20 protein-coding genes are annotated in these 19,669 nt (G+C 73.5%); 9 read left to right on the top strand and 11 right to left on the bottom strand.

The annotated features are described in order from the left end of the window. The first annotated feature begins 174 nt into the window (after nucleotides 1–174). On the top strand, nucleotides 175–1,896 hold the full coding sequence (locus ACH4F6_RS14475; protein WP_397960460.1) for a RecQ family ATP-dependent DNA helicase: 1,722 nt from the start codon (nucleotides 175–177) through the stop codon (nucleotides 1,894–1,896). A gap of 28 nt (nucleotides 1,897–1,924) precedes the next feature. On the opposite strand, the gene ACH4F6_RS14470 is transcribed toward ACH4F6_RS14475, so the two are convergent. Continuing rightward, nucleotides 1,925–2,686 (bottom strand): ZIP family metal transporter, encoded by a 762-nt coding sequence (locus ACH4F6_RS14470; RefSeq protein WP_397960459.1) that lies wholly within the window; start codon nucleotides 2,684–2,686, stop codon nucleotides 1,925–1,927. Nucleotides 2,687–2,978: 292 nt separating this feature from the next. Between ACH4F6_RS14470 and ACH4F6_RS14465 the strand changes: the two genes are divergently transcribed. After that, nucleotides 2,979–4,178: a hypothetical protein gene (locus ACH4F6_RS14465; RefSeq protein ID WP_397960458.1), complete on the top strand. Its 1,200-nt coding sequence runs from the start codon at nucleotides 2,979–2,981 to the stop codon at nucleotides 4,176–4,178. A 7-nt stretch (nucleotides 4,179–4,185) separates the two neighbouring features. Next, nucleotides 4,186–4,776 (top strand): hemerythrin domain-containing protein, encoded by a 591-nt coding sequence (locus ACH4F6_RS14460; protein ID WP_397960457.1) that lies wholly within the window; start codon nucleotides 4,186–4,188, stop codon nucleotides 4,774–4,776. A gap of 116 nt (nucleotides 4,777–4,892) precedes the next feature. On the opposite strand, the gene ACH4F6_RS14455 is transcribed toward ACH4F6_RS14460, so the two are convergent. The 5 genes from ACH4F6_RS14455 to ACH4F6_RS14435 all read right to left on the bottom strand — a co-directional run bounded on the left by ACH4F6_RS14455 (nucleotide 4,893) and on the right by ACH4F6_RS14435 (nucleotide 10,975). Further along, entirely contained in the window at nucleotides 4,893–5,246 is a 354-nt protein-coding gene (locus ACH4F6_RS14455) for a cytochrome C oxidase subunit I (RefSeq protein WP_397960456.1), read from the bottom strand. An 18-nt stretch (nucleotides 5,247–5,264) separates the two neighbouring features. Continuing rightward, nucleotides 5,265–6,962 carry a cytochrome c oxidase subunit I gene (ctaD, locus tag ACH4F6_RS14450; protein ID WP_397960455.1) on the bottom strand — a complete coding sequence of 566 codons (1,698 nt, stop codon included), beginning with the start codon at nucleotides 6,960–6,962 and terminating at the stop codon, nucleotides 5,265–5,267. 361 nt (nucleotides 6,963–7,323) lie between these two features. Further along, the gene (locus ACH4F6_RS14445; RefSeq protein ID WP_397960454.1) at nucleotides 7,324–8,775 is read right to left on the bottom strand and encodes a WGR domain-containing protein; all 1,452 of its coding nucleotides are present in this window, start codon (nucleotides 8,773–8,775) and stop codon (nucleotides 7,324–7,326) included. Nucleotides 8,776–8,912: 137 nt separating this feature from the next. After that, entirely contained in the window at nucleotides 8,913–9,776 is an 864-nt protein-coding gene (locus ACH4F6_RS14440) for a class I SAM-dependent methyltransferase (protein WP_397960453.1), read from the bottom strand. Further along, nucleotides 9,773–10,975: an MFS transporter gene (locus ACH4F6_RS14435; RefSeq protein WP_397960452.1), complete on the bottom strand. Its 1,203-nt coding sequence runs from the start codon at nucleotides 10,973–10,975 to the stop codon at nucleotides 9,773–9,775. Before ACH4F6_RS14435 ends, ACH4F6_RS14440 begins: the two co-directional genes overlap by 4 nt. Before the next feature lie 679 nt (nucleotides 10,976–11,654). Here ACH4F6_RS14435 and ACH4F6_RS14430 point away from each other — a divergent pair. From ACH4F6_RS14430 to ACH4F6_RS14415, 4 genes are all read left to right on the top strand, one after another. Beyond that, nucleotides 11,655–11,969, top strand: a complete 315-nt coding sequence (locus ACH4F6_RS14430) for a hypothetical protein (protein ID WP_397960451.1) — start codon at nucleotides 11,655–11,657, stop codon at nucleotides 11,967–11,969. A gap of 391 nt (nucleotides 11,970–12,360) precedes the next feature. After that, nucleotides 12,361–13,059 (top strand): hypothetical protein, encoded by a 699-nt coding sequence (locus ACH4F6_RS14425; protein WP_397960450.1) that lies wholly within the window; start codon nucleotides 12,361–12,363, stop codon nucleotides 13,057–13,059. A 265-nt stretch (nucleotides 13,060–13,324) separates the two neighbouring features. Next, the gene (locus tag ACH4F6_RS14420; protein ID WP_397960448.1) at nucleotides 13,325–13,735 is read left to right on the top strand and encodes a VOC family protein; all 411 of its coding nucleotides are present in this window, start codon (nucleotides 13,325–13,327) and stop codon (nucleotides 13,733–13,735) included. A gap of 58 nt (nucleotides 13,736–13,793) precedes the next feature. After that, nucleotides 13,794–14,201: a helix-turn-helix transcriptional regulator gene (locus tag ACH4F6_RS14415; protein ID WP_397960447.1), complete on the top strand. Its 408-nt coding sequence runs from the start codon at nucleotides 13,794–13,796 to the stop codon at nucleotides 14,199–14,201. A gap of 154 nt (nucleotides 14,202–14,355) precedes the next feature. On the opposite strand, the gene ACH4F6_RS14410 is transcribed toward ACH4F6_RS14415, so the two are convergent. The 3 genes from ACH4F6_RS14410 to ACH4F6_RS14400 all read right to left on the bottom strand — a co-directional run bounded on the left by ACH4F6_RS14410 (nucleotide 14,356) and on the right by ACH4F6_RS14400 (nucleotide 16,857). Next, entirely contained in the window at nucleotides 14,356–15,090 is a 735-nt protein-coding gene (locus ACH4F6_RS14410) for a D-Ala-D-Ala carboxypeptidase family metallohydrolase (RefSeq protein WP_397960446.1), read from the bottom strand. A 170-nt stretch (nucleotides 15,091–15,260) separates the two neighbouring features. Further along, nucleotides 15,261–16,493 carry a hypothetical protein gene (locus ACH4F6_RS14405; RefSeq protein ID WP_397960445.1) on the bottom strand — a complete coding sequence of 411 codons (1,233 nt, stop codon included), beginning with the start codon at nucleotides 16,491–16,493 and terminating at the stop codon, nucleotides 15,261–15,263. Nucleotides 16,494–16,551: 58 nt separating this feature from the next. Continuing rightward, on the bottom strand, nucleotides 16,552–16,857 hold the full coding sequence (locus ACH4F6_RS14400) for a hypothetical protein (protein ID WP_397960444.1): 306 nt from the start codon (nucleotides 16,855–16,857) through the stop codon (nucleotides 16,552–16,554). A 9-nt stretch (nucleotides 16,858–16,866) separates the two neighbouring features. On the opposite strand from ACH4F6_RS14400, the gene ACH4F6_RS14395 reads away from it, so the two are divergent. Continuing rightward, nucleotides 16,867–17,133, top strand: coding sequence for a hypothetical protein (locus tag ACH4F6_RS14395; RefSeq protein ID WP_397960443.1), 267 nt, complete (start codon nucleotides 16,867–16,869; stop codon nucleotides 17,131–17,133). Between the two features lie 128 nt (nucleotides 17,134–17,261). On the opposite strand, the gene ACH4F6_RS14390 is transcribed toward ACH4F6_RS14395, so the two are convergent. Then, nucleotides 17,262–17,915 carry a dienelactone hydrolase family protein gene (locus ACH4F6_RS14390; protein WP_397960442.1) on the bottom strand — a complete coding sequence of 218 codons (654 nt, stop codon included), beginning with the start codon at nucleotides 17,913–17,915 and terminating at the stop codon, nucleotides 17,262–17,264. A gap of 268 nt (nucleotides 17,916–18,183) precedes the next feature. After that, the gene (locus ACH4F6_RS14385) at nucleotides 18,184–19,041 is read right to left on the bottom strand and encodes a DMT family transporter (protein WP_397960440.1); all 858 of its coding nucleotides are present in this window, start codon (nucleotides 19,039–19,041) and stop codon (nucleotides 18,184–18,186) included. A 125-nt stretch (nucleotides 19,042–19,166) separates the two neighbouring features. Here ACH4F6_RS14385 and ACH4F6_RS14380 point away from each other — a divergent pair, with 125 nt between their 5' ends. Then, nucleotides 19,167–19,646 (top strand): MSMEG_6728 family protein, encoded by a 480-nt coding sequence (locus ACH4F6_RS14380; protein ID WP_397960439.1) that lies wholly within the window; start codon nucleotides 19,167–19,169, stop codon nucleotides 19,644–19,646. Nucleotides 19,647–19,669 lie beyond the last annotated feature (23 nt).

Genomic DNA, 19,669 nt, shown 5'->3' with positions numbered 1-19,669 from the left:
AGCCGTGCCCGAAAGGGGTGAACGGCCGCGGCCCCGCGCAGCGCGCCGCGCCGTCCCCCGGGCGACCGGCCGGACGGCTCGGGCGACGGGTACGCGTCCGTCCCGCGGGTACCCAGGCGTGCGGATCACGGGCGCGGCTCTCGCGTCCGCACCGGAAGAAGCGAGGAGCGGGTCATGGGTCGTGGGGAACCGGGTGCGGAGCAGGACCGGGCCGGGCGCCTGCGCCGGATCGCCGCCGACGTGTTCGGATGGGAGACCCTGCTGCCCGAGCAGCTCACCGCCATGGAATGGGTGCTGGAGGGCGAGGACGCCCTCGTCGTGATGCCGACCGGGTCCGGGAAGTCCGCCGTCTACCAGGTCCCCGCCCTGATGCTGTCCGGGCCGGTCGTGGTCGTGTCGCCGCTGCTGGCCCTCCAGCGGGACCAGATCGCCGGCCTCCCGGAGGGCGACCGCGTCCCCGCGGCCGTCGCGGTCAACTCCGACCTCGGGGCGGCGCAGACGCAGACCGCGTGGGAGGCGGTGGACCGGGGCGAGGTCCGCTTCGTGTACCTGGCGCCGGAGCAGCTGGCCAAGGACGAGGTGGTGGAACGGCTGGCCGAGGCGGAACCGGCCCTTTTCGTGGTCGACGAGGCCCAGTGCGTGTCCTCCTGGGGCCATGACTTCCGGCCCGACTACCTGCGCCTGGAGCAGGCGGTCCGGCGGGTGGGCGGGCCGCCGGTGCTCGCCCTGACCGCGACGGCCGCCCCGCCGGTGCGCAGGGAGATCGCGCAACGGCTGGGCATGCGCCGGCCGCGGCTGATGGTGACCGGCTTCGACCGGCCGAACATCAGGCTGGAGGTGTCCCGTTTCCAGGACGAGGACGACCGGCGCCGGGCCGTCGTCGAGCGGGCCGCCGCCGAGCCGAAGCCGGGCATCGTCTACGCGGCGACCCGCAAGGACAGCGAGTACTACGCCCGTGAACTGGCCTCCCTGGGGCTGGCCGCCGAGGCGTACCACGCCGGTCTGCGCGCCGCCGAACGCGCCCGCGTCCACGACGTGTTCCTCTCCGGCGCGGCCGACGTCGTGGTGGCGACCTCGGCGTTCGGCATGGGCATCGACAAGGAGGACGTACGGTTCGTGCTGCACGCGTCGCTGCCGGGCTCCCTGGACGCCTACTACCAGGAGACCGGCCGCTGCGGCAGGGACGGCCGCCCGGCCCTCGCCGTGCTGCACTACCGGTCGCAGGACACGGGGATGCAGTCGTACTTCGCCGGCCGCGCTCCGAGCCGCGACACCCTGTCCGACGTGGTCGACGCCGTCCACGACCACCGCGCGGACCCCGCCGGCATCGAGGAGCTGCGCGAGGACACGGGACTGTCCAGGAACCGGGTCACCGCCGCGGTGAACCTGCTGGAGGAGGCCGAGGCCGCCGCCACCGGGGAAGAGGGCGAGGTGCGTCCGGTCCCCGGCGTGTCTCCCGACCGGGCGGTCGAGGAGGCCGTGCGGACGGCCGAGGCGCACCGCAGGACGGAGCGGTCGCGGGTCGAGATGGCGCGGGCCTACGCCGAGACGACCGGCTGCCGGCGGCGCTTCCTGCTCGGCTACTTCGGGGAGGACTACGCGGCGCCGTGCGGGAACTGCGACGGCTGCGACGCGGGCGACGCCCGCGGCGAGGAGGGCGCCGGGCCCGGGCACGGGGAGCGGCCCTCCCATCCCGCCGCGGCCTGCTACCCCGTGGGCGCCGAGGTGCGGCACGAGCGGTGGGGCGAGGGCACGGTGCTCAGTGAGGACGGGGACCGCATCACGGTGCTGTTCGACCGGTCGGGCTACCGCACGCTGGCACTGGAGGCGGTGGCCGGGCGCGAGGACCTGCTCGAGGTGCTGCGCAGGCCGGGCGACGAGCGGTCCGCCACCTGACGCGACGGGGTGGCGGACGGGACCGTCGTCAGCTGTGGGAGAGGGCGAAGGAGACCAGGAAGCCGCACACGGTGATCAGCCCGATGGCCAGCTGGGCGTCCTGGAACGCCTCGGGGATCATCGTGTCGGCGATCATGGCGAGGATCGCACCGGCGGCCACCGCCGTGACCGCCGCGATCACGGCCGGGGAGAAGGCCCCGACGACGGTGTAGCCGAGGACGGCGGAGACGGTGCTCGCCGCCGCGATCGCCGACCACACCCCGAAGACGTACGCCTTGCCGCGCCCGGCCCGCTTCATCCCCGCCGAACTGGACAGCCCCTCGGGGACGTTGCTGATGAACACCGCTGCCACGGTCACCAGGCTGACCGTCCCGCCGTCGAGCAGGCCGACCCCGATGACGGCCGATTCCGGAACGCCGTCCAGCAGGGCCCCGAGCGCCAGCGCCGTCCCGGATCCGCCCTGCTCGGCCTCGGACGGCTGGGACTGCGCCGCATGGTGGCCGGAGCGCTTGCGGTGCCGGGCGCCGCGGGCGGCCAGCCAGAGGTTCCCCGCCGTGTAGGCGACGGCGCCGGCGAGCGTGCCGATCGCCGCCGGGGCCAGCCCGGCCTGGTCGTACGCCTCACCGACCAGTTCGAAGGAGACCGCCGACAGCAGCACCCCGGCGCCGAACGCCATCACCGTGGCGATCAGCTTCTGCGGCACGCGCAGCCCGTATCCGAGCGCGGCCCCCACGAGCAGCGCCGAACCCGCCACCAGCCCCCACAGTCCCGCCTGTATCACTTCCGCCATGCCGTTACCGGTACCCGCGGCCTGCCCGGGATCACTCCGCAGGGGCCCGCCGTCGGCCTCGGCCGCGGCGCCCGTCCGGCGAGGAGGCGGGCGCGGACATCCGGCCATGTCACATGCCGGTCGGAATGTCATCTCGGCTGACCCGGCAGGGGGAACCGTGCGCTCCCCCGCCGTCAGCGGTGGCCGGAACGCGCCCGTCATGGACAGACTCGGTGCGAGGTCCGTGCGCGCCGGCAGCGGCGGGGTACCCGCCGGCCCACGAGCTGACTCTTCCCCCAAGGAGACACCCCCCATGACCTTCAACCCACTGGAGCAGCGGGGCATCCCGCTGGACCGTCAGCTGCGCAGCTGGCGCGAGCTGAACGTGCGGCCCATCGACCCCGACCGGTGCGACCCGTACACCCGGTGCCGGATCATCACCATGAACGGCATCGAGGTGGAGGCGATCCTCTTCAGCCACCAGCTCGCCCGCAACACGGTGGACCCGGAGGTGAAGCGGCAGCTCGCGCGGACCCGCTACATCGAGGCGCAGCAGCAGAAGGTCGTGAACTGGCTGCTGCCCGGGGTGTCGTCCGTGCTGGAGACGACGATCGCCTACGAGCAGGTCGCCGTGGACCTGACGGCGTGGGTGGCGCGGATGGAACCGGACCCGTACCTGAAGCAGGCGTACCAGTTCGGTGTGCTGGAGGACTTCGACCACCTGTACCGGTACGCGAACCTGTACGAGATGATCGAGCACCGCAAGGCGGAGTCGATCGTGGACGACCTGACCGAGGTCATGCCCGGCCGGCCCACGAAGTTCCACCACCGCGACCCGGTCGACAACGTCCGCGATCCGTACGCCAAGGACGAGACGAACCCGCTGTCGAAGCTGCACGCGCTGACGATCATGTCGGCGGAGCAGCAGACGATGAACTTCTACATGAACACCGGCCCCACCTACATGGAGCCGATCGCCCGGCAGCTGTACCAGGAGATCGGGCTGATCGAGGAGGAGCACGTCACGCACTACGAGTCGCTCGTCGACCCGGGTGAGACGTGGTGGGAGCAGCTGGTCAACCACGAGTACAACGAGTGCTACCTGTACTACTCGTTCATGGAGCAGGAGAGCGATCCGAAGGTCAAGGCGATCTGGGAGCTGCACCTGAACATGGAGCTGGAGCACCTGCACATCGCCTGCGACCTGATGCGCCGCCACGACGGCCGTGAGCCGCAGGAGGTGCTGGCGCCGGAGCTGCCGAACGTGCTCACCTTCGAACCGAACAAGCAGTACCTGCGCGAACTGCTCGACACGCAGATGGACCTGACGACGCTGGGCGCGGGCTACGTGCGCGAGGCGCACGAGCGGTTCGAGAAGATGCAGGAGCAGATCCACGGCGGCGAACAGCCGCCGAGCGAGCGGGTCATGGCCGAGCACGACGACATGTTCGGCCGCGAGTACCGCGTCCAGACCGAGGGCGAGCACCCCGACCCCGCCCTGCGCGAGAAGTGAGGGCGTCATGACGGAACTGCACACCCCCCAGGCCGGCGCGGACCGGTCCCGGGACATCGACGTGGTCGGGCTCCTGATGCGTCAGCACGGCGACATCCGCAACCTCTTCGACGAGGTCGAGCGGAGCGAGGGCGAGGAGCGCCGCGCCGCCTTCCGCCGCCTCGTCCGGCTGCTCGCCGTGCACGAGACCGCCGAGGAGGAGGTCGTCCACCCGTTCGCCCGGCGGGCGCTGCCGGGCGGCGAGCAGGTCGTCGAGGACCGGCTCGCCGAGGAGCGGGCGGCCAAGGAGACCCTCTCCGCCCTGGACGACATGGACACCGACGACCCCGAGTTCCTGCCGCGGCTGCGGGCCCTGCGGACGGACGTGCAGGAACACGCGCGGGCGGAGGAGCGGTACGAGTTCACGCACATCCGCCGCAGCACGGACGTCACCAACCTCGCCGCCATGGCCAAGGCCGTCAAGGCCGCCGAGGCCCTGGCCCCCACCCGGCCCCACCCCGGAGTCGAGTCCGGCGCGGCCAACGTGGCCCTCGGCCCCGTCGCCGCGCTCATGGACCGCACCAAGGACGCCGTCCGCAAGGCCATGGGCAACGGCTGAACCGGCGGCGAGCGCCGAGCTCGCCCCTCCCTCCCCGTCCCGCCGCACGGGCACCGAAACCGCATCCGGTGCCCGTGCGGCGGCCGTTTCCCGGCGTCCGCCCGGCGCGTCGGCCGTCAGTGCCACCGCAGGACGAAGGAGGCGGCGACGGCGACGACACAGGCGTTCGCGGCCAGCGCCCAGCCCACGCAGCGCAGCCGCAGTGTCCGGTAGCGGGCCTCGTATTCGCCGCGCAGGGACACACAGCGGGCCGCCACCCGCTCCAGGTCGGCCCGAGCGCGGGTGAGGCTGTCCGCCACGTAGCGCTGTTCGATATCGGTGCGTTGCGCGGTGGTGGTCCACTCCATGGGGGCGACGAACTCACGCGCGCGTCTCTCCGCCTCCATGACCCTGGCCTGCCACAGCAGATACCCCTCGACCTCGTTGCCGAGGTCGGCGCTCGCGACGTCCCGGTGCGACGGATCGCTCATCTGCAGTCCTGTCCTGTGCTAGCGGGCCCCGTCGGCCGCCGCCTCGACCATCGCCACGTCCGGGTGGTGCAGGTCGAACGCGGGGGACTCGCTGCGGATCCGCGGCAGGGTGAGGAAGTTGTGCCGCGGCGGCGGGCAGGAGGTGGCCCACTCGAGGGAGCGGCCGTAGCCCCACGGGTCGTCGACGCCGACCGGCTCGCCGTACTTGGCCGTCTTCCACACGTTGTGCAGGAAGGGGAGCATCGACAGGCCGAGCAGGAACGAGCTGATCGTCGAGACCGTGTTCAGCGCGGTGAAGCCGTCGGCGGCGAGGTAGTCCGCGTACCGGCGCGGCATGCCCTCGGCGCCCAGCCAGTGCTGGACCAGGAAGGTGCCGTGGAAGCCGACGAACAGCGTCCAGAAGGTGATCTTGCCCAGGCGCTCGTCGAGCATCTTGCCGGTGAACTTCGGCCACCAGAAGTGGAAGCCGGCGAACATCGCGAAGACGACGGTGCCGAAGACGACGTAGTGGAAGTGCGCCACCACGAAGTACGAGTCGGTGACGTGGAAGTCCATCGGCGGCGAGGCCAGGATGACGCCGGTCAGACCACCGAAGAGGAACGTCACGAGGAAGCCCGTCGCCCAGAGCATCGGAGTCTCGAAGGACACCGATCCCTTCCACATCGTGCCGATCCAGTTGAAGAACTTCACGCCGGTCGGAACGGCGATGAGGAACGTCATGAAGGAGAAGAACGGCAGCAGCACGGCGCCGGTGGGGAACATGTGGTGCGCCCACACCGTGATGGACAGACCGGCGATCGCGATGGTCGCGGCGACCAGACCCATGTAGCCGAAGATCGGCTTGCGGGAGAAGACGGGGATGACTTCCGTGACGATGCCGAAGAACGGCAGGGCGATGATGTACACCTCCGGGTGTCCGAAGAACCAGAAGAGGTGTTGCCACAGCAGGGGGCCGCCGTTGGCCGCGTCGAAGATGTGGGCGCCGAACTTGCGGTCCGCCTCCAGGGCGAACAGCGCGGCCGCCAGGACCGGGAAGGCCAGCAGGACCAGGACACTGGTCAGCAGGACGTTCCAGGTGAAGATCGGCATGCGGAACATGGTCATGCCCGGTGCGCGCATGCAGGTGATCGTGGTGATGAAGTTGACCGCGCCGAGGATCGTGCCGAAGCCGGAGAAGGCCAGGCCCATGATCCACAGGTCGGCCCCGATGTTGGGCGTGCGGACGGCGTCCGACAGCGGGGTGTAGGCGAACCAGCCGAAGTCGGCCGCACCCTGCGGGGTGAGGAAGCCGGCGACCGCGATCAGCGAACCGAACAGGTAGAGCCAGTAGGCGAAGATGTTCAGCCGGGGGAACGCCACGTCGGGCGCGCCGATCTGCAGCGGCATGATCCAGTTCGTGAAACCGGCGAACAGCGGCGTCGCGAACATCAGCAGCATGACCGTGCCGTGCATCGTGAACGCCTGGTTGTACTGCTCGTTGGAGATCAGCTGGAGGCCCGGCCGGGCCAGCTCGGCACGGATGACGAGGGCCATGACGCCCCCGATGAGGAAGAACACGAACGACGTCGACAGGTACAGCGTGCCGATCGTCTTGTGGTCCGTGGTGGTCAGCCATTTGATGACGACTCCGCCGCGGCGCCGGCGCCGGACCGGCAGCTCGTCCTCGTAGTGGGACCCCGCTTCCTCGGCACCCTGGGGTTCATTGACGATGCTCAAAGCGTGCTCTCTCCGTGCTGGCGGCTCACCCGCGCGATCGCGTCCGTCAGCCGCCATCCTGGCCGCCCCGGCACGCGAATGAGGCCATGGGAAGGAGCGGCACGCCGCCGCTCGCGTGAATCCTGTACCCGAATGGAGCAGCGGGGTCGGAGGAGAGGGACCGGCCGGACCCCTCCGCGCACGATGGCCCGGCCCGGGGCGTCGTCCGCCCCGCGGAGCCGGTGTACGGGCTCGCCGCGGGTGCCGTTCCGGCCCGGCTCGTGCGGGTGCCGGCAGGTGCGTGCGCCCGCCGTGGCGGTGTGCGGCCGGCCGCGCCGCAAGACGCGGCGCGGCCGGTGGTGCGGGGGGGGCGGTGGTCAGGTCAGAGCAGGCGACGGATCTCGCCCCGGACCCGGTAGAAGCCGCCGGCGGCCGGGTGCAGGGCGTCCACGACGTAGCGGGCGCCGGGCTCGCGTATCGCGCGCGGGAACTGGACCTTCCAGGAGGAGTCGTAGCCCTCGGACACCACGTGCACGCGCAGCCTGCCGCCCTCGCTGAGGCACTCGACCACGACCGCTCCGGCCGGCGCGTGGGCGACGGTGGACACGGCGCCCGCGGCCGTCACCGGCGCCTGGACCGGCAGGGCCGCGGCCAGCTTGATGTCCCGCGCCACGGGCACCGTACCCTGCTGGGCGGCGGAGACGGCCGCCTCGCTCGCGTCCACGCACACCAGCGAGCCGTCCGTGGTCACCAGGTACAGCCGCTCGTCGCGGTACTGCATCGACAGCGCGGAGCCGTCGCCCGTGCCGAGCTTCCACAGACGCGTGCCGTCCTGGTCGAAGCAGTAGACCGACGACGCGGCGTCGCCGGCGAAGACGAACCGCCCGCCGGGCGACGTGGCGCACGAGTACACCGCGCTGTCGCAGGCGTAGGTGGCCTCCACCGCTCCGGTCGCCTTCGACAGCCGCTGGACGACGCGGTGGGCCGTGCCCGCGTACACGGCGTCGTCCTCCTGCCAGCCGAAGAGCACACCGCCCCGGGTGGGCGTGTGCCACAACTCCCCCCGGCCGTCGGGCGCGTAGGCGGTGACGCCCCGGTAGTGGCCGTGGTAGACGGCCCGGTCGTCGGCGCGGACCATCCAGGCGTGCTCGCCCTGGCTGCGGCGGGCCCACTGGTGCTCGTCCTCGTGGTCGATGACGGTCAGCCCGCCGTCGCGGTCCGACACGTTCAGGACGCCCTCGTGGATGTCCAGCCAGAAGATGTCGACCTCGGCGGCGATGTCGTACGCGGCGAACGGCAGCTTGGAGGACAGGTCGTAGACCTTGCCGTCGTCACAGCCGGCGTAGATCCAGAAGTCGTCGGCGACGAGGCACTTCACCCCGTCCGGCAGGCTGAACCGGGCCAGGACGCCGCCGTCGTGGCCCAGGGTGTAGACGTCACCCGCCTGGTTGCCCACCCAGCAGTGCTCGTCGTCGACGTGGATCCCGAACGCCGACGACCCCGTGCGGAACCGCCACAGGACCGGAGCCACGGCGCGCGCGGTGGACGGGGCGGACGACACCTGACGCCGCGTCACCGGGCGCGGGGCGCGCGCTCCGGCCACGGCCGGGGCGTACCCCTTGCGGATCTTCTCCCCCACCTTCCTCGCCGCGGCCGCCTGCGCCTTCTGGGGCGTGGCGAACGTCGTCGTCTGGGTCTGCCCGGCGGCGCCGATCCGTCCGTAGCGCACCGTCACCACCTGGCCGTCGACGGCCACCTCGTAGAACTTGTGCGCCCCGCCGCCCTCCTGCGACAGCTCCAGATACGTCCTCGACACCGTGGACCCGGCAGACATGACACACCCCTCCCCAGGAACGGAACCTGCGGCCTGTCCGGCAAGTCCCACTGCCGAAACCCTAGGAGGGACCACTGACAATCACCGGGGGCGCCGCCCGGGAGCGCCGTGCCGCGGCCGGGCCCCCTCCCGGCCCGTCAGGGCCGCCGCCCCCACGCCGTCGCCAGGCCCGGTCCGAGCTCGGCGAGTCGCGGCGAGTCCAGGTACTCCAGGGCCTCCTCGACGACGGCTGCGTCGACCCGGCCGGTCGCCTCCAGCGCGGGTCGCATCCGGCGCCAGGTCCGCGACCAGAAACGGGCCAGGGGACCGCCCGCGACGAGAGGCGGGCAGAACAGCTCGGCCCCGACGTCGTGCAGTCCGTCCTCCCTCAGGAAGTGGGGGTACGCCGACACGGAGGAGATGTCGGTGCCGATCGTCGTCCTCAGCGCCTGCCACATGGCGTCCATGGTCCGCCGGTAGGCGGAGGAGGCGTCGAGGACGTCGGGCAGTTCCACGGCGTCGCCGAGCACCAGCCAGCCGCCGGGGTTCAGCCAGCCGGCGAGCCGTGAGATCAGCCGGCGGCGCTCGGGCAGGTGCATCAGGACGAACCGGGCGTGGACCAGGTCGAAGCCGGCCGGCCGCGTGCCGTCCTCCGTCGCGGGACCGCCCTTCGTGAGGTCGGCCGCCGTCAGGCCGGCCGCCGTGAGGTCGGCGGCGACCACGCGCAGCCGCGGGCCCGCCAGGGCGGCGAGGGCGCCGGTGTCCCGGTCCAGGGCGACCACCTCCTCGACGCCCGCCTCCAGCAGCCGGCGCGCCACCGTGCCGGTCCCGGCGCCCACCTCCAGGCAGCGCCAGCCCGGGCCGACGCCCAGCGCCCGCAGGCGCCGCATGGTGACGGGGTCGTACACCAGCGCACCGGCGTCGATCCGCTCGGCCTCATGGGGGTCGTCCGGCTCGAACAGGTCCTTGCCGTACCGGCCCCCGGGGGCCGGTGCCCCGCCCTCGGGGGGTGGATCCGTCATGACCGCGCCTCCTGTTCCCGGGGACGGGCCGGCCGGCCGCGGGCGACCAGACACGCCGGCACCGCCACGGCGGCGCCGATGTACAGCAGCGCCGGATAGCCGAGGGCGCGCATGAGGTGGCCGCCGGTCGCGCCCGCCAGCGACAGGCCGACGAACAGCGCGCTGTTGTTCCAGGACAGCGCCGCCGTCGCCTGCCCGGGGAACGTGTCGGCCAGGTGCCGCTGCTGGGCGGGGAAGAACGCGTACGCGGCCGACGCGAAGAGCCCCAGCGCGCACGCCAGGGCCCAGGTGACCGGGTAGACCAGCCCCACCACGGCCTCCAGCACGGCGGTCAGCGCCAGTGCCGTCCGGGTGACCCGCACGGCGCCCGCCCGGTCGGCGAACGCGCCGCCCACCTGGCCGCCGACGACGGCGCCGACCCCGTACGCCACGAGCAGCCACGTCACGGCGCTCCCCCTGCCGTCGGCGTGGAGGGCGAGGCTCAGGAACGTGTAGAGGCTGTAGACGGAGAAGGCCCACAGGCCGGTGACCGCCACGGCGGACACCGCGGCGCCGGTCCCGGTACGACCGCCCCGCGCCGGCGTCGTCGGCGCCCCCGGCGCGGCCGCCGGGCCACGGCGCCAGACGAACGCGTGGGGCAGCGCCAGCACCAGCGTGCCCACGGCGAGGATGACGAAGGCGGCCCGCCAGCCCACGTGCCGGCCCAGCAGGGCCCCCGCGGGAGCGCCCACCCACAGCGCGGTCAGCAGGCCCGACCCCACCACGGCCAGCACCTGGGCCCGTGTCCGCGGCCGCGCACGGGAGCTGACCAGCGCGTACACGGTGGGGCCGGTGGCGGCGGCCGCGACGCCCGCCACCACACGGGCCAGCAGCAGCGGACCGAAGCCGGGCGCCGCGGCGGTGGCGGCGTTGGCCGCCGAGAACAGCACCAGGGCCCACACCAGCACGGTGGCCCGGTCCCGGCGGTCCGCGAGCCGGCCCACGAGGGGCGAGGCCACCACGTACGCGAGGGAGAAGACCGTCACCAGCAGGCCCGTACTGGCGGCGTCGACACCGAGCGACGCGGCGATGGCCGGAAGCAACGGCGCCACCACGAACAGGTCGGTCCCCACCATGAACTGCGTCAGCCAGGCCAGGGCGACCAGCCGAGCGGGCAGGCCGGCCGCCGCCCCGGCCGTCCCGCCGCTCGTCGCCTCCATGATCCGAAGCTAGAACCGTCGCCGGGGGGCCGCCACCGGCGGCCGGCGCCGCGCCGTCGCCGGCGGCCCCCGTCCCGCGGTCCGCCACCCGACCGGGGCCTTCGTCCGTGTCCGCGTCCCGGCGCTGATCGTCCTGCTCCCCACGGGTCTCGCCGCGGGCGCGCCGACCGGCGGCATCCGCCCCGACCGCCTGCTCGGCACGGCCTTCGAGCCGTCGGTGTCGCTGTCGGCGGCGGTGGTCCTCCACGACGTCGGGCTCGGGCACGACCCGCGCCGGCTCCGGAGGCGCACGCGCCGTACCGTGGTGGGGCTGGTCGTGGCCGGCGTGGCCTTGTCCCGGGCGACGGCCGCGCTGCTCGCCGGCCCCCTGCCGGGGACGCCGGCCGACGCGGCGCCCGTGCTCGGGGCGGTCCTCGTGGTGTCGGGGCCGACGGTCGTGGGGCCGCCGCTCGCCCTCGTCCGTCCGGGCGACCGGCTGGTGCCCGCCGACGGCACGGGCGCTCCCGCACCGCGCCCCGGCGACCTCCCGTCGTGCTCGGTCCGCCCGACGGCGGCCCACCGCTCGGGGATGCACCGTCCCCGGGCCCCGCATAGGGTGGACGGGAAGGGGACAGGACGCCAGAGCGCATCGCCGGAGGCTTTGGAGGCCCGCCGACCGGCGAGGGAACGGACGGCAGCCATGACCACCACGACCGTCACTCCCCAGGACGCCGGCCCCGACCGGCCCGGTGCGCCGGGCGCGAACCCGAAGTCGGCCGGCGCGGCGGCGGACCGCGCCGTCACCCAGCACGCCGTGACGCTCGACGTGTTCGGCACACGCGTGGAACTGCCCCCTCCCGACCAGCTCGCGTTCCTCGCCGGCGTCGGCCTGCTGGCCGCCGCGAAGGTCGTCGAATGGCCGGTGGCCGTGATCCTGGCCGTCGGACACCAGCTCGCCCACAGTCATCACGGCCGGGTGCTGCGCGAGTTCGGCGAAGCCCTGGAAGAAGCCTGAGCACTCGGCGACAGCACCGTCGCCGGCCCGGTCCGAACGCGTCGCCGACCCGGTCCGACCCTCCGTCAGGGGAGTCGGCCGGGTCGGCGACGAGTTCACTCACCGGCCGCGCCCGGGCCCTCGGCCGGCGCCGGGCCGGCGGGGCGCCGGAGCCCCGTTTCCCGAACGCGTCTCCTGCCCGCCTCGCGGTCATGTGCCGCCGCCACGGGGGTTTTCCGTCCGAACACCGGCGACCGGCACGCTCCTCGTCCGTAGTATCGCTGGGACACTGCAGTGCCGCTGCACCTGCTGTCGGCCACGGCGCCCCCGGCAAGGGGCACTCATGGCGCGCCGCGCGTGACGGGGCTCTGGGCCCACCGCTCGCGGCATTCCGAGAAGGAGCGTGAGAAGCATGTCCCGACCCACCGCGGAGAACAACGGGGTGACCTCCCAGTACGCGGCCCAGGTGGCCGCCGACCTGGAGCGCAACCTCAAGGAACAAGAGCGTGTCACCGGTGAGATCGCCCTGCTGCAGGAGCAGTTGGCGGCCCTCGAGCAGGATCGTTCCGTGCTGCTGAACGTCCAGCAGGCCCTCGGTGTCCAGCCCGCTCCCGCGTCGCCGGCGCCCGGATCCGCCGCACCGGAACCCGCCGCGCCCGAAACCGCCGCGCCCGACCCCGCCGTGCCCGACCCCGCCGCTGCGGTGCCCGCCCCGCGGAAGAAGCCGGCGGCCGCGGCGGGCGGCGCCAAGCGGTCGAAGGCCAAGAAGGCCGCTCCGGCGTCCCGTGGAGCGGCCGCCAAGAAGACGGCGGCCCGGACGAAGGCCGCCGAACCGGCTCAGCCGTCGCTCGTCTCCCTGGTCCGTGAGTACCTGACGAGTCGGAGCGAACCACGTTCCGCCGCCGAGATCGCCGAGTCGCTGGGCCGGCGGCATCCCGACCGGGGCGTCAAGACGACCGTCGTGCGCTCCACCCTCGAAGGGCTGGTCGCCAAGAACCTCGCCCAGCGCACCAAGCAGGGCACGTCCGTCTTCTACACGTCCCCCGACGCGCCCGGCCCGGCCGCGGACGGGAAGCAGGAGCCGGAGCGGAAGCAGGAGCAGGCCTCCTGAGGAGTCCCGCCTCGCGACCGGCCCGCTGCACGGGCCGAAGCCGTCCGTCCGGCGGGGGTCCGGGCCGCGCGCGGGGGTGCTCGGCGCAGTACGCCGAGCACCTGACCGACCGTCGGTTTCCGGTGGATGCCGGGTGATCCGGTGTCCGCGCCACGTGCGGAACCGGCGCCCGGGGTCAGCGGCGCGGTCGTCGCCGGACGGACGGCCGCGGGGGGATCAGGAATCGAGAAGCACCGGTCGCCGGACCGCAACTACCGTGACGGTCATGGACATCACCCTTCACACGGTCTCCCTCCCCCACGACGACCCGGACGCCGCTCTCGCCTTCTACCGCGACACCCTCGGTTTCGAGGTCCGCAGTGACGTCGGACAGGGCGCGATGCGCTGGATCACGGTCGGTCCCGTCGATCAGCCCGGCGTGTCCCTCCTCCTGGCGCCGCCGGCCGCCGACCCCGGGATCACCGAGGACGAGCGCCGCACCATCGTCGAGATGATGGCCAAGGGCACCTACGGCTGGATCCTGCTGGCCACCCGGGATCTCGACGGCACCTTCGAGAAGCTGCAGGCCGGCGACGCCGAGGTGGTCCAGGAGCCGACCGAGCAGCCCTACGGCATCCGCGACTGCGCCTTCCGCGACCCCGCGGGCAACCTGATCCGCATCCAGGAGCTCCGCTGAGCCGTGCGGTGAGGGACCGGACCCCGGCGCCCGCGAACATCGACGAAAGGGTTCTCCCATGTGTCACCCCGCGTGGAAGCTCGCGCTGACTGCCGCGCAGCGCCTGAACGACCTCGCGCGGCTGCGCCGCGTCCGGGACCGGATCGACCGGGAGTACGCGCGGCCGCTGGACGTCGAGGCGCTCGCCCGCGACGCGAACATGGCGGCCGGGCACCTCAGCAGGCAGTTCCGGCTCGCCTACGGCCGGGCGCCGTACGCCTATCTGACGGCGCGTCGCATCGAGCGCGCGGCGGCGCTGCTGCGACGGGGCGACCTCGATGTCACCGAGGTCTGCTTCGCGGTCGGCTTCTCGTCGCCGGCCGCCTTCACCACCCGCTTCACCGAGCTGGTCGGCACACCGCCCGGCACCTACCGGCGCCGCGTCCTGACGGGCGTACCGCGGACGGGTCCGTCCGGAAGGCCGTGAACTCTCGCGTCCGGCGGTCCTTCCCGGGCGCTCCCGTCGGCCACGGCGGCCTCCCGTCCGACCGCCCGGGCCGGCCGGCGGACGCCGGACCGCTCCGCCCGCCTGACGGGCCGCGGCGCAGGCGAGGTGGTCCCCGCCTGCGCCAGCGGTCCGCTCAGACGCCGCAGTTGGGCGCCGACCAGTACGGCGACGGGTCGAACGCGACGTGGGTGTGGTCGTTGTGGTCGGGGTATCCCGGGCCGAGGATCTCCGAGAAGCCGTGTGTCCTGGCCTGCTGGGCGAGCCGGCACAGGCTCGGCGAACCGGTGAGGTCGGCGGCGTCGCCGTAGAGGTGCCGGCTGGTGGACGAGCCGCCGGCCGCGTTGTTGCAGGCGTAGGAACGGAATCCGCTGGAGATCGTGATCGGGACGTCGCCGAGCGCGTGCCGCATCGCCTCCAGTTTCCACATGGTCTTCAGGGCGTTCGCCTTGGCGGTGGCCGCCGGTACCGCTCCGCCGGACCAGTCGGCGTTGCACTTGTTGAGTTCGGCGTAGGTGAAGTGGACCGGCGTGCAGTCCGCGTCCTGGAGGGCGTAGAGCTTGCTGAAGGTCTGCGGTCCCGCGACGCCGTCCGCGGTCAGCCCGTACGCGGCCTGGAACTTCTTGACGGCGGCGGCGGTCCGGGCGCCGTACTGGCCGTCGTAGGACAGCCGCTCCCCGGAGGTCACCCAGCCCGCGACCCGGATCTGCAGCTGGGTCACATCGCCGCCGGAGGCCCCCTGGGACAGGGTGCGGCTCCAGGTGTAGCACTCGTCGGCGTGCGCCGTGCCCGCGGTGGCGCCCACCCCGACCACCACCCCAGACATGACCATGACAAATGGAACAAGCAAGCGAACCGCGCGTCTGAGCATCCTGTCCTCCCGACCGTCGACTGCTCGGCGATACGACCACCGCCGCCTCAGGAGCGGGCGGCCCGCGCCCAGCGTGAAGGAACGGGCTACGCGCGTCAACAGCGCCCGGGTGACGGCCGGTGGACGGTGCGGTGTCGCACCCGGCGAGGCTGGTGTGAGGGACGGGAGGGTCAGTCGGCGCAGCCCGGCACCGGGACGGGGGTTCCCTGGCAGTTCGTCGGGAAGTTGTTCGCGACGGTGCTGGAGAGCAGCGTCACCGTGCCCTCGTTGAGGATGCCGCCCGGGGCGTCGCGGGCGACGTTGTAGGTGACCGAGCTGCTCTTGAGCGTCGCCCTGGCGCCGCCCCCCTGGTTGACGAGGCCGCCGCCCGCCCCGTCGGGCGCGTGGTTGGCGTGGACGTGGCTGCGGTCGAGTTCCAGCTGTGCCTCGTTGAGGATGCCGCCGCCCCGGCCGTCGGTGGCCGTGTTGTTGTAGACGAGGGTGCCGGTGAGCGTCGTCGCCCTGGCGCCGCCGGTGACGTGGAGACCGCCGCCCTGCCCGGCGGAGTTGTGGAAGACCTTGCCGTCGCTGACGGTCGCGCTGCCGTAGAGGCCGCCGCCGGACACGCGGGCGGTGTTGCCGATCACCTGGGTGTCCTTGAGGGTCGTCGTCGGGCTCGAACCGGTGTGGACGCCGCCCCCGTTCGCGCCGGCGGCGTTGTCGGCGACCTTGGTGTGCTCGAGGATCGTCGTCGTGCCGCCGCCGGAGGCGTGGACGCCGCCGCCGTGCGAGAAGGCGGCGTTGCCGGTGACGGCGCTGTTCCAGAACCGCGCGGTGCCGCCGCTCTGCTGGAGTCCGCCACCGTTGCCCCCGGCGGCCGTGTTGTCGCCGACGAGGGTGTTGCGGACGGTGATCTCACTGTTCTCGCCGGCGATGCCTCCGCCGCCACCCGTGGCGACGTTCTTGACGACGTCCACCCGGTCGAGGGTGAGTGCGCCGCCGTTGCCGACCCTGATGCCACCGCCGTCCCCCCTCCCCGGCGCCCGGCCGTCGCGGACGGTGAGGTCGGTGAGGGTGAGGGCCGCGTAGGGACCACTGACCGAGAAGATGCGGAACTCCGGGGTCCTGGCCCATGTGCTGCGCGCGACGGTGCTGCCGCTGCCGTGCACGGTGATCCTGCTGGTGATCACCGGCAGGCCGTTGTCGCCGTTGTCCGGCGCGGTGAGCGTGTAGAGGCACTTGTGGGCGAGCGTCAGCGTGCCGCCGCCCGCGGAGTTCGCGTCGCGGATCGCCGCCACGAGGGCTCCCGCGTCACACCGGACGTTCCGTCCGACGGGATCCACGGCGGAGGCCGGAACGGTGGCGACGGCCGTGACGGTCGCGGCTGTCACGGCCACGCCGGCAAGGGCTCGGACTCTGGGCATGCGCGTTTCTTCTTCCGGTCAGTGACACGCACCGCCCCGCGGCACGTACGCCGGCGCGTCACAGGTGGGCAGCTAGGCACAACGTAAGCAGCACTGATCGTTTCCGCATGCCGGTCCGGTGCCGTGCTCGTCCGTTCGTGGAGGGCGACGGCGTTCGCCGTCCGCCGCGTCCGCGGACGGCGGGGGCGACGCCCGGGGCGGCCGTCGCGGCCACGCGCCTCAGCAGGAACTGCCGCACGACGAACTGCTCCCGCAGGACGACGAGCTGCTCCCGCACGAGGACGAACTGCCGCAGGACGACGAGCTGCTGCCGCAGGACGACGAGCCGCTCCCGCAGGAGGAACCGCTCGGCGAGCCGTGGCACGAAGGGTCCATGACGTACCAGGACGCGCCGGTGACGAAGCCGTCACCGGCGCTCGTCGCATGCCCCGCGCTCCCCGCGCTCCCCGCGCTTCCCGTACGGCCCGCCGACCGGGCCCCGTGGCGACGTCCGTCGGCCGGCCGGGCGACGGACGCCTGCCGTCCCAGGTCGTCCCAGGCGTGCCGCCAGGCCCTGCGCGCCATCCACGAGCACCAGGCGACCAGCCCCACCACGGCCGCGCCCACCAGAACAAACGCAGTCAGCATGTTCTCCCCCTGACCGCCGGGCGTTCGCACCGGCTGGTCCGAGGATGCCCGGCGCCACGGCGGCTTCACGCCCTCCTTGAGCAAGCCCAGAGGTTCCGCCCGGCCGTCGGCGGACGGGGGCGCCGGCCCGGCACGGTGCCGTCAGTCCCCGAGGTGGCGCCGGAACCAGTCGCGCGCCGAACGGGCCACCTGTTCCAGTGCTCCCGGCTCCTCGAACAGATGGGTGGCACCCGGCACCAGTTCCAGCCTGGTCTCGCCGGGGATCCGTCGCATCGCGTCACGATTGAGGTCGACGACCACGTCGTCCCGCGCCCCGACGATCAGCAGCGTGGGCTGGTACACCGTCTCCAGCGCCCCTGCCGCCAGGTCCGGCCGTCCGCCCCGGCTGACCACCGTGCGGACCGCGTCGGGCCGCTCCGAGGCCGCGATCAGGGCGGCCGCCGCACCCGTGCTGGCGCCGAACAGCCCGACGCCGAGGCCCTGGACCGGCTCGTACCCGTGCAGCCGGTCGGCCAGCTCGGCCACCCGCGTCGCGAGCATCCCGACGTCGAAGCGGAACTCGGCGGTCAGCTCGTCGATCTCCTCCTCCCGCCGGGTGAGCAGGTCGGCGAGCACCGTGGCGATGCCGGCGGTCCGCAGTTCGCCCGCGACGTACCGGTTGCGGGGGCTGTGCCGGCCGCTGCCGCTGCCGTGCGCGAAGAGGACCACGCCCCTCGCCACCTCCGGAATCACCACGTCGGCGTCGAGCACGACACCGGCGGCGGGCATCCGCACGCTTTCCGTCACCGCGTTCACGGCAGCCTCCTCACGGCCCGCCGGGCCGTCCGCTCCGGCGGTTCCGGCTCCCGGGCTCGTCGACGTGGCCCACGGCGTCGACACACGGCATACGGGATCCCAGCGGACGCGCACTCGAAACTTCCTCGCCCGGTCCACGCGGCCGTCACCGCACGAGGGCCCCTGCACGGGCCCACCACCACGGGCCGGCGACTCGGCTTCCCGGTCGCGGAGCGGTTCGGCCTCCCTCACCGCTGCCGCCCGTACCCCGCCGCCACCGCACCCGCTCTCACCGCACGACGTCGGCGAGATCGGGCACCACGCGCGTCAGCCGCAGCACGCCCCACAGGATCAGGAGGACGCCGAGCGCCGAGGGCAGCAGCCACCAGCCCGTGCGGATCGTCTCGTCGAACAGGACCACGCCCAGCAGGAGGCTCACCATCGCGTCCCCGATGGTCAGCGCGGGCTGCGAGGCGACCAGCGGGCCGGCCTGCAGGGCGTTCTCCAGCAGCAGGAGTGCCGCGATGCCGGTGAGCGCGAAGCCGTAGGTCTGCCAGGTGGTGAGGAAGGCGGGCAGCCCGGCGTCGGCGAGGCGGTCCGTGGCCGACTTCATGAGCGCGGCCGTCAGCGCGTTGCCGACCGCGGCGCCCGTTCCCAGCGCGGCCGCCTTCGTCAGCGGCGAGGTGGAGGAGGAGGCGAGGACGACCGTGGCGGCCATCGCGCCCAGCGCGAACGCCAGCACCGGGATCCACCGGCCCATGGACGCCTGGTGCAGGGTCCCGGAGGGGGCCGCCGAGACGAGGAGCAGGACGAGGCCGGCCACCACTCCCCCGACCGCCCACCAGCCGTCCGCCGACAGCCGGCGGTGCAGCAGCGGCACCGCGACCAGCAGGGCGAACGGGAGCTCGAGGATGAACAGCGGCTGGACCAGGGCCATGGGCCCGTTGATCAGGGCCAGGGCCTGGAACACCGCGGCTCCCGCCACGCCGGCGATGCCGACGGCCCAGGCGGGCCGTCGCACGAGGGCCAGCAGCAGCCGCACCCCGCCGCCCCGGGACACGGTGGAGGCGGCCTTGCGCTGGAAGACCGTGCCCACCGCGTTGCTGGCGGCCCCGAGGACGGCGAAGAGCACGGCGAGCACGATCATGACTCCACCATGCCTCCGTTTCGCCGCCCGCTCAGCCCGGGCGGCGCGGCGGCGCCGGCGCCGCCCGTCCGCGAGCGGTCGTCCGCCCGGTTGCGGAAACCCGTGCGTCGTGCCGGGGATGGACCATGCAGACCTTCCTGCCGTATCCCGACTTCACCGCCTCGGCGGCCGTCCTGGACCCGCGCCGGCTGGGGAAGCAGCGCGTCGAGACGCTCCAGGTGCTGCGCGGACTGACCGTCGCCGGCTACGGCTGGCGGCACCACCCGGCGGTGCGCATGTGGACCGGGTACGAGGAGGCGCTGGTGCGCTACGGCCTGGAGGTCTGCGGCGTGTGGACGGCGACCGGACGGGCCGACACCTGCGCCGCCTCGCTGATGACGGACTTCGGCGGCCGACGCCGCGGCTCCGGCGTCCGCACCCAGGAGCAGCTCGCCGAGGACGGGGAGCTGCCGCCGTGGCTGGGCGATCCCGCGTTCCACCGCAGTCACCGCTCGGCGCTCGTGCGCAAGGACCCGGAGTTCTACGCGCCCCTGTTCCCGGACGTGCCCGACGATCTGCCGTACGTGTGGCCGGCGTCGGACCGGGACGCCGGGCGGGAGGGGTGACCGCCACCCGTTCGGGCGCGGTC

The organism is Streptomyces sp. NPDC017936 (assembly GCF_044328485.1).
GTDB lineage: Bacteria > Actinomycetota > Actinomycetes > Streptomycetales > Streptomycetaceae > Streptomyces.
Note: the sequence above shows the minus strand (reverse complement) of the source record. Positions and strands in the feature narration are given on the sequence as shown.

What these genes read in the sequence shown, in the direction of transcription:
- ACH4F6_RS14405 (WP_397960445.1), bottom strand. Translation starts at nt 16,493, where the DNA reads ATGCCCAGAGTCCGAGCCCTTGCCGGCGTGGCCGTGACAGCCGCGACC.
- ACH4F6_RS14445 (WP_397960454.1), bottom strand. Translation starts at nt 8,775, where the DNA reads ATGTCTGCCGGGTCCACGGTGTCGAGGACGTATCTGGAGCTGTCGCAG.
- ACH4F6_RS14460 (WP_397960457.1), top strand. Translation starts at nt 4,186, where the DNA reads ATGACGGAACTGCACACCCCCCAGGCCGGCGCGGACCGGTCCCGGGAC.
- ACH4F6_RS14455 (WP_397960456.1), bottom strand. Translation starts at nt 5,246, where the DNA reads ATGAGCGATCCGTCGCACCGGGACGTCGCGAGCGCCGACCTCGGCAAC.
- ACH4F6_RS14475 (WP_397960460.1), top strand. Translation starts at nt 175, where the DNA reads ATGGGTCGTGGGGAACCGGGTGCGGAGCAGGACCGGGCCGGGCGCCTG.
- ACH4F6_RS14410 (WP_397960446.1), bottom strand. Translation starts at nt 15,090, where the DNA reads ATGCTCAGACGCGCGGTTCGCTTGCTTGTTCCATTTGTCATGGTCATG.
- ACH4F6_RS14440 (WP_397960453.1), bottom strand. Translation starts at nt 9,776, where the DNA reads ATGACGGATCCACCCCCCGAGGGCGGGGCACCGGCCCCCGGGGGCCGG.
- ACH4F6_RS14380 (WP_397960439.1), top strand. Translation starts at nt 19,167, where the DNA reads ATGCAGACCTTCCTGCCGTATCCCGACTTCACCGCCTCGGCGGCCGTC.
- ACH4F6_RS14435 (WP_397960452.1), bottom strand. Translation starts at nt 10,975, where the DNA reads ATGGAGGCGACGAGCGGCGGGACGGCCGGGGCGGCGGCCGGCCTGCCC.
- ACH4F6_RS14415 (WP_397960447.1), top strand. Translation starts at nt 13,794, where the DNA reads ATGTGTCACCCCGCGTGGAAGCTCGCGCTGACTGCCGCGCAGCGCCTG.
- ACH4F6_RS14430 (WP_397960451.1), top strand. Translation starts at nt 11,655, where the DNA reads ATGACCACCACGACCGTCACTCCCCAGGACGCCGGCCCCGACCGGCCC.
- ACH4F6_RS14420 (WP_397960448.1), top strand. Translation starts at nt 13,325, where the DNA reads ATGGACATCACCCTTCACACGGTCTCCCTCCCCCACGACGACCCGGAC.
- ACH4F6_RS14395 (WP_397960443.1), top strand. Translation starts at nt 16,867, where the DNA reads ATGACGTACCAGGACGCGCCGGTGACGAAGCCGTCACCGGCGCTCGTC.
- ACH4F6_RS14385 (WP_397960440.1), bottom strand. Translation starts at nt 19,041, where the DNA reads ATGATCGTGCTCGCCGTGCTCTTCGCCGTCCTCGGGGCCGCCAGCAAC.
- ACH4F6_RS14425 (WP_397960450.1), top strand. Translation starts at nt 12,361, where the DNA reads ATGTCCCGACCCACCGCGGAGAACAACGGGGTGACCTCCCAGTACGCG.
- ACH4F6_RS14465 (WP_397960458.1), top strand. Translation starts at nt 2,979, where the DNA reads ATGACCTTCAACCCACTGGAGCAGCGGGGCATCCCGCTGGACCGTCAG.
- ACH4F6_RS14470 (WP_397960459.1), bottom strand. Translation starts at nt 2,686, where the DNA reads ATGGCGGAAGTGATACAGGCGGGACTGTGGGGGCTGGTGGCGGGTTCG.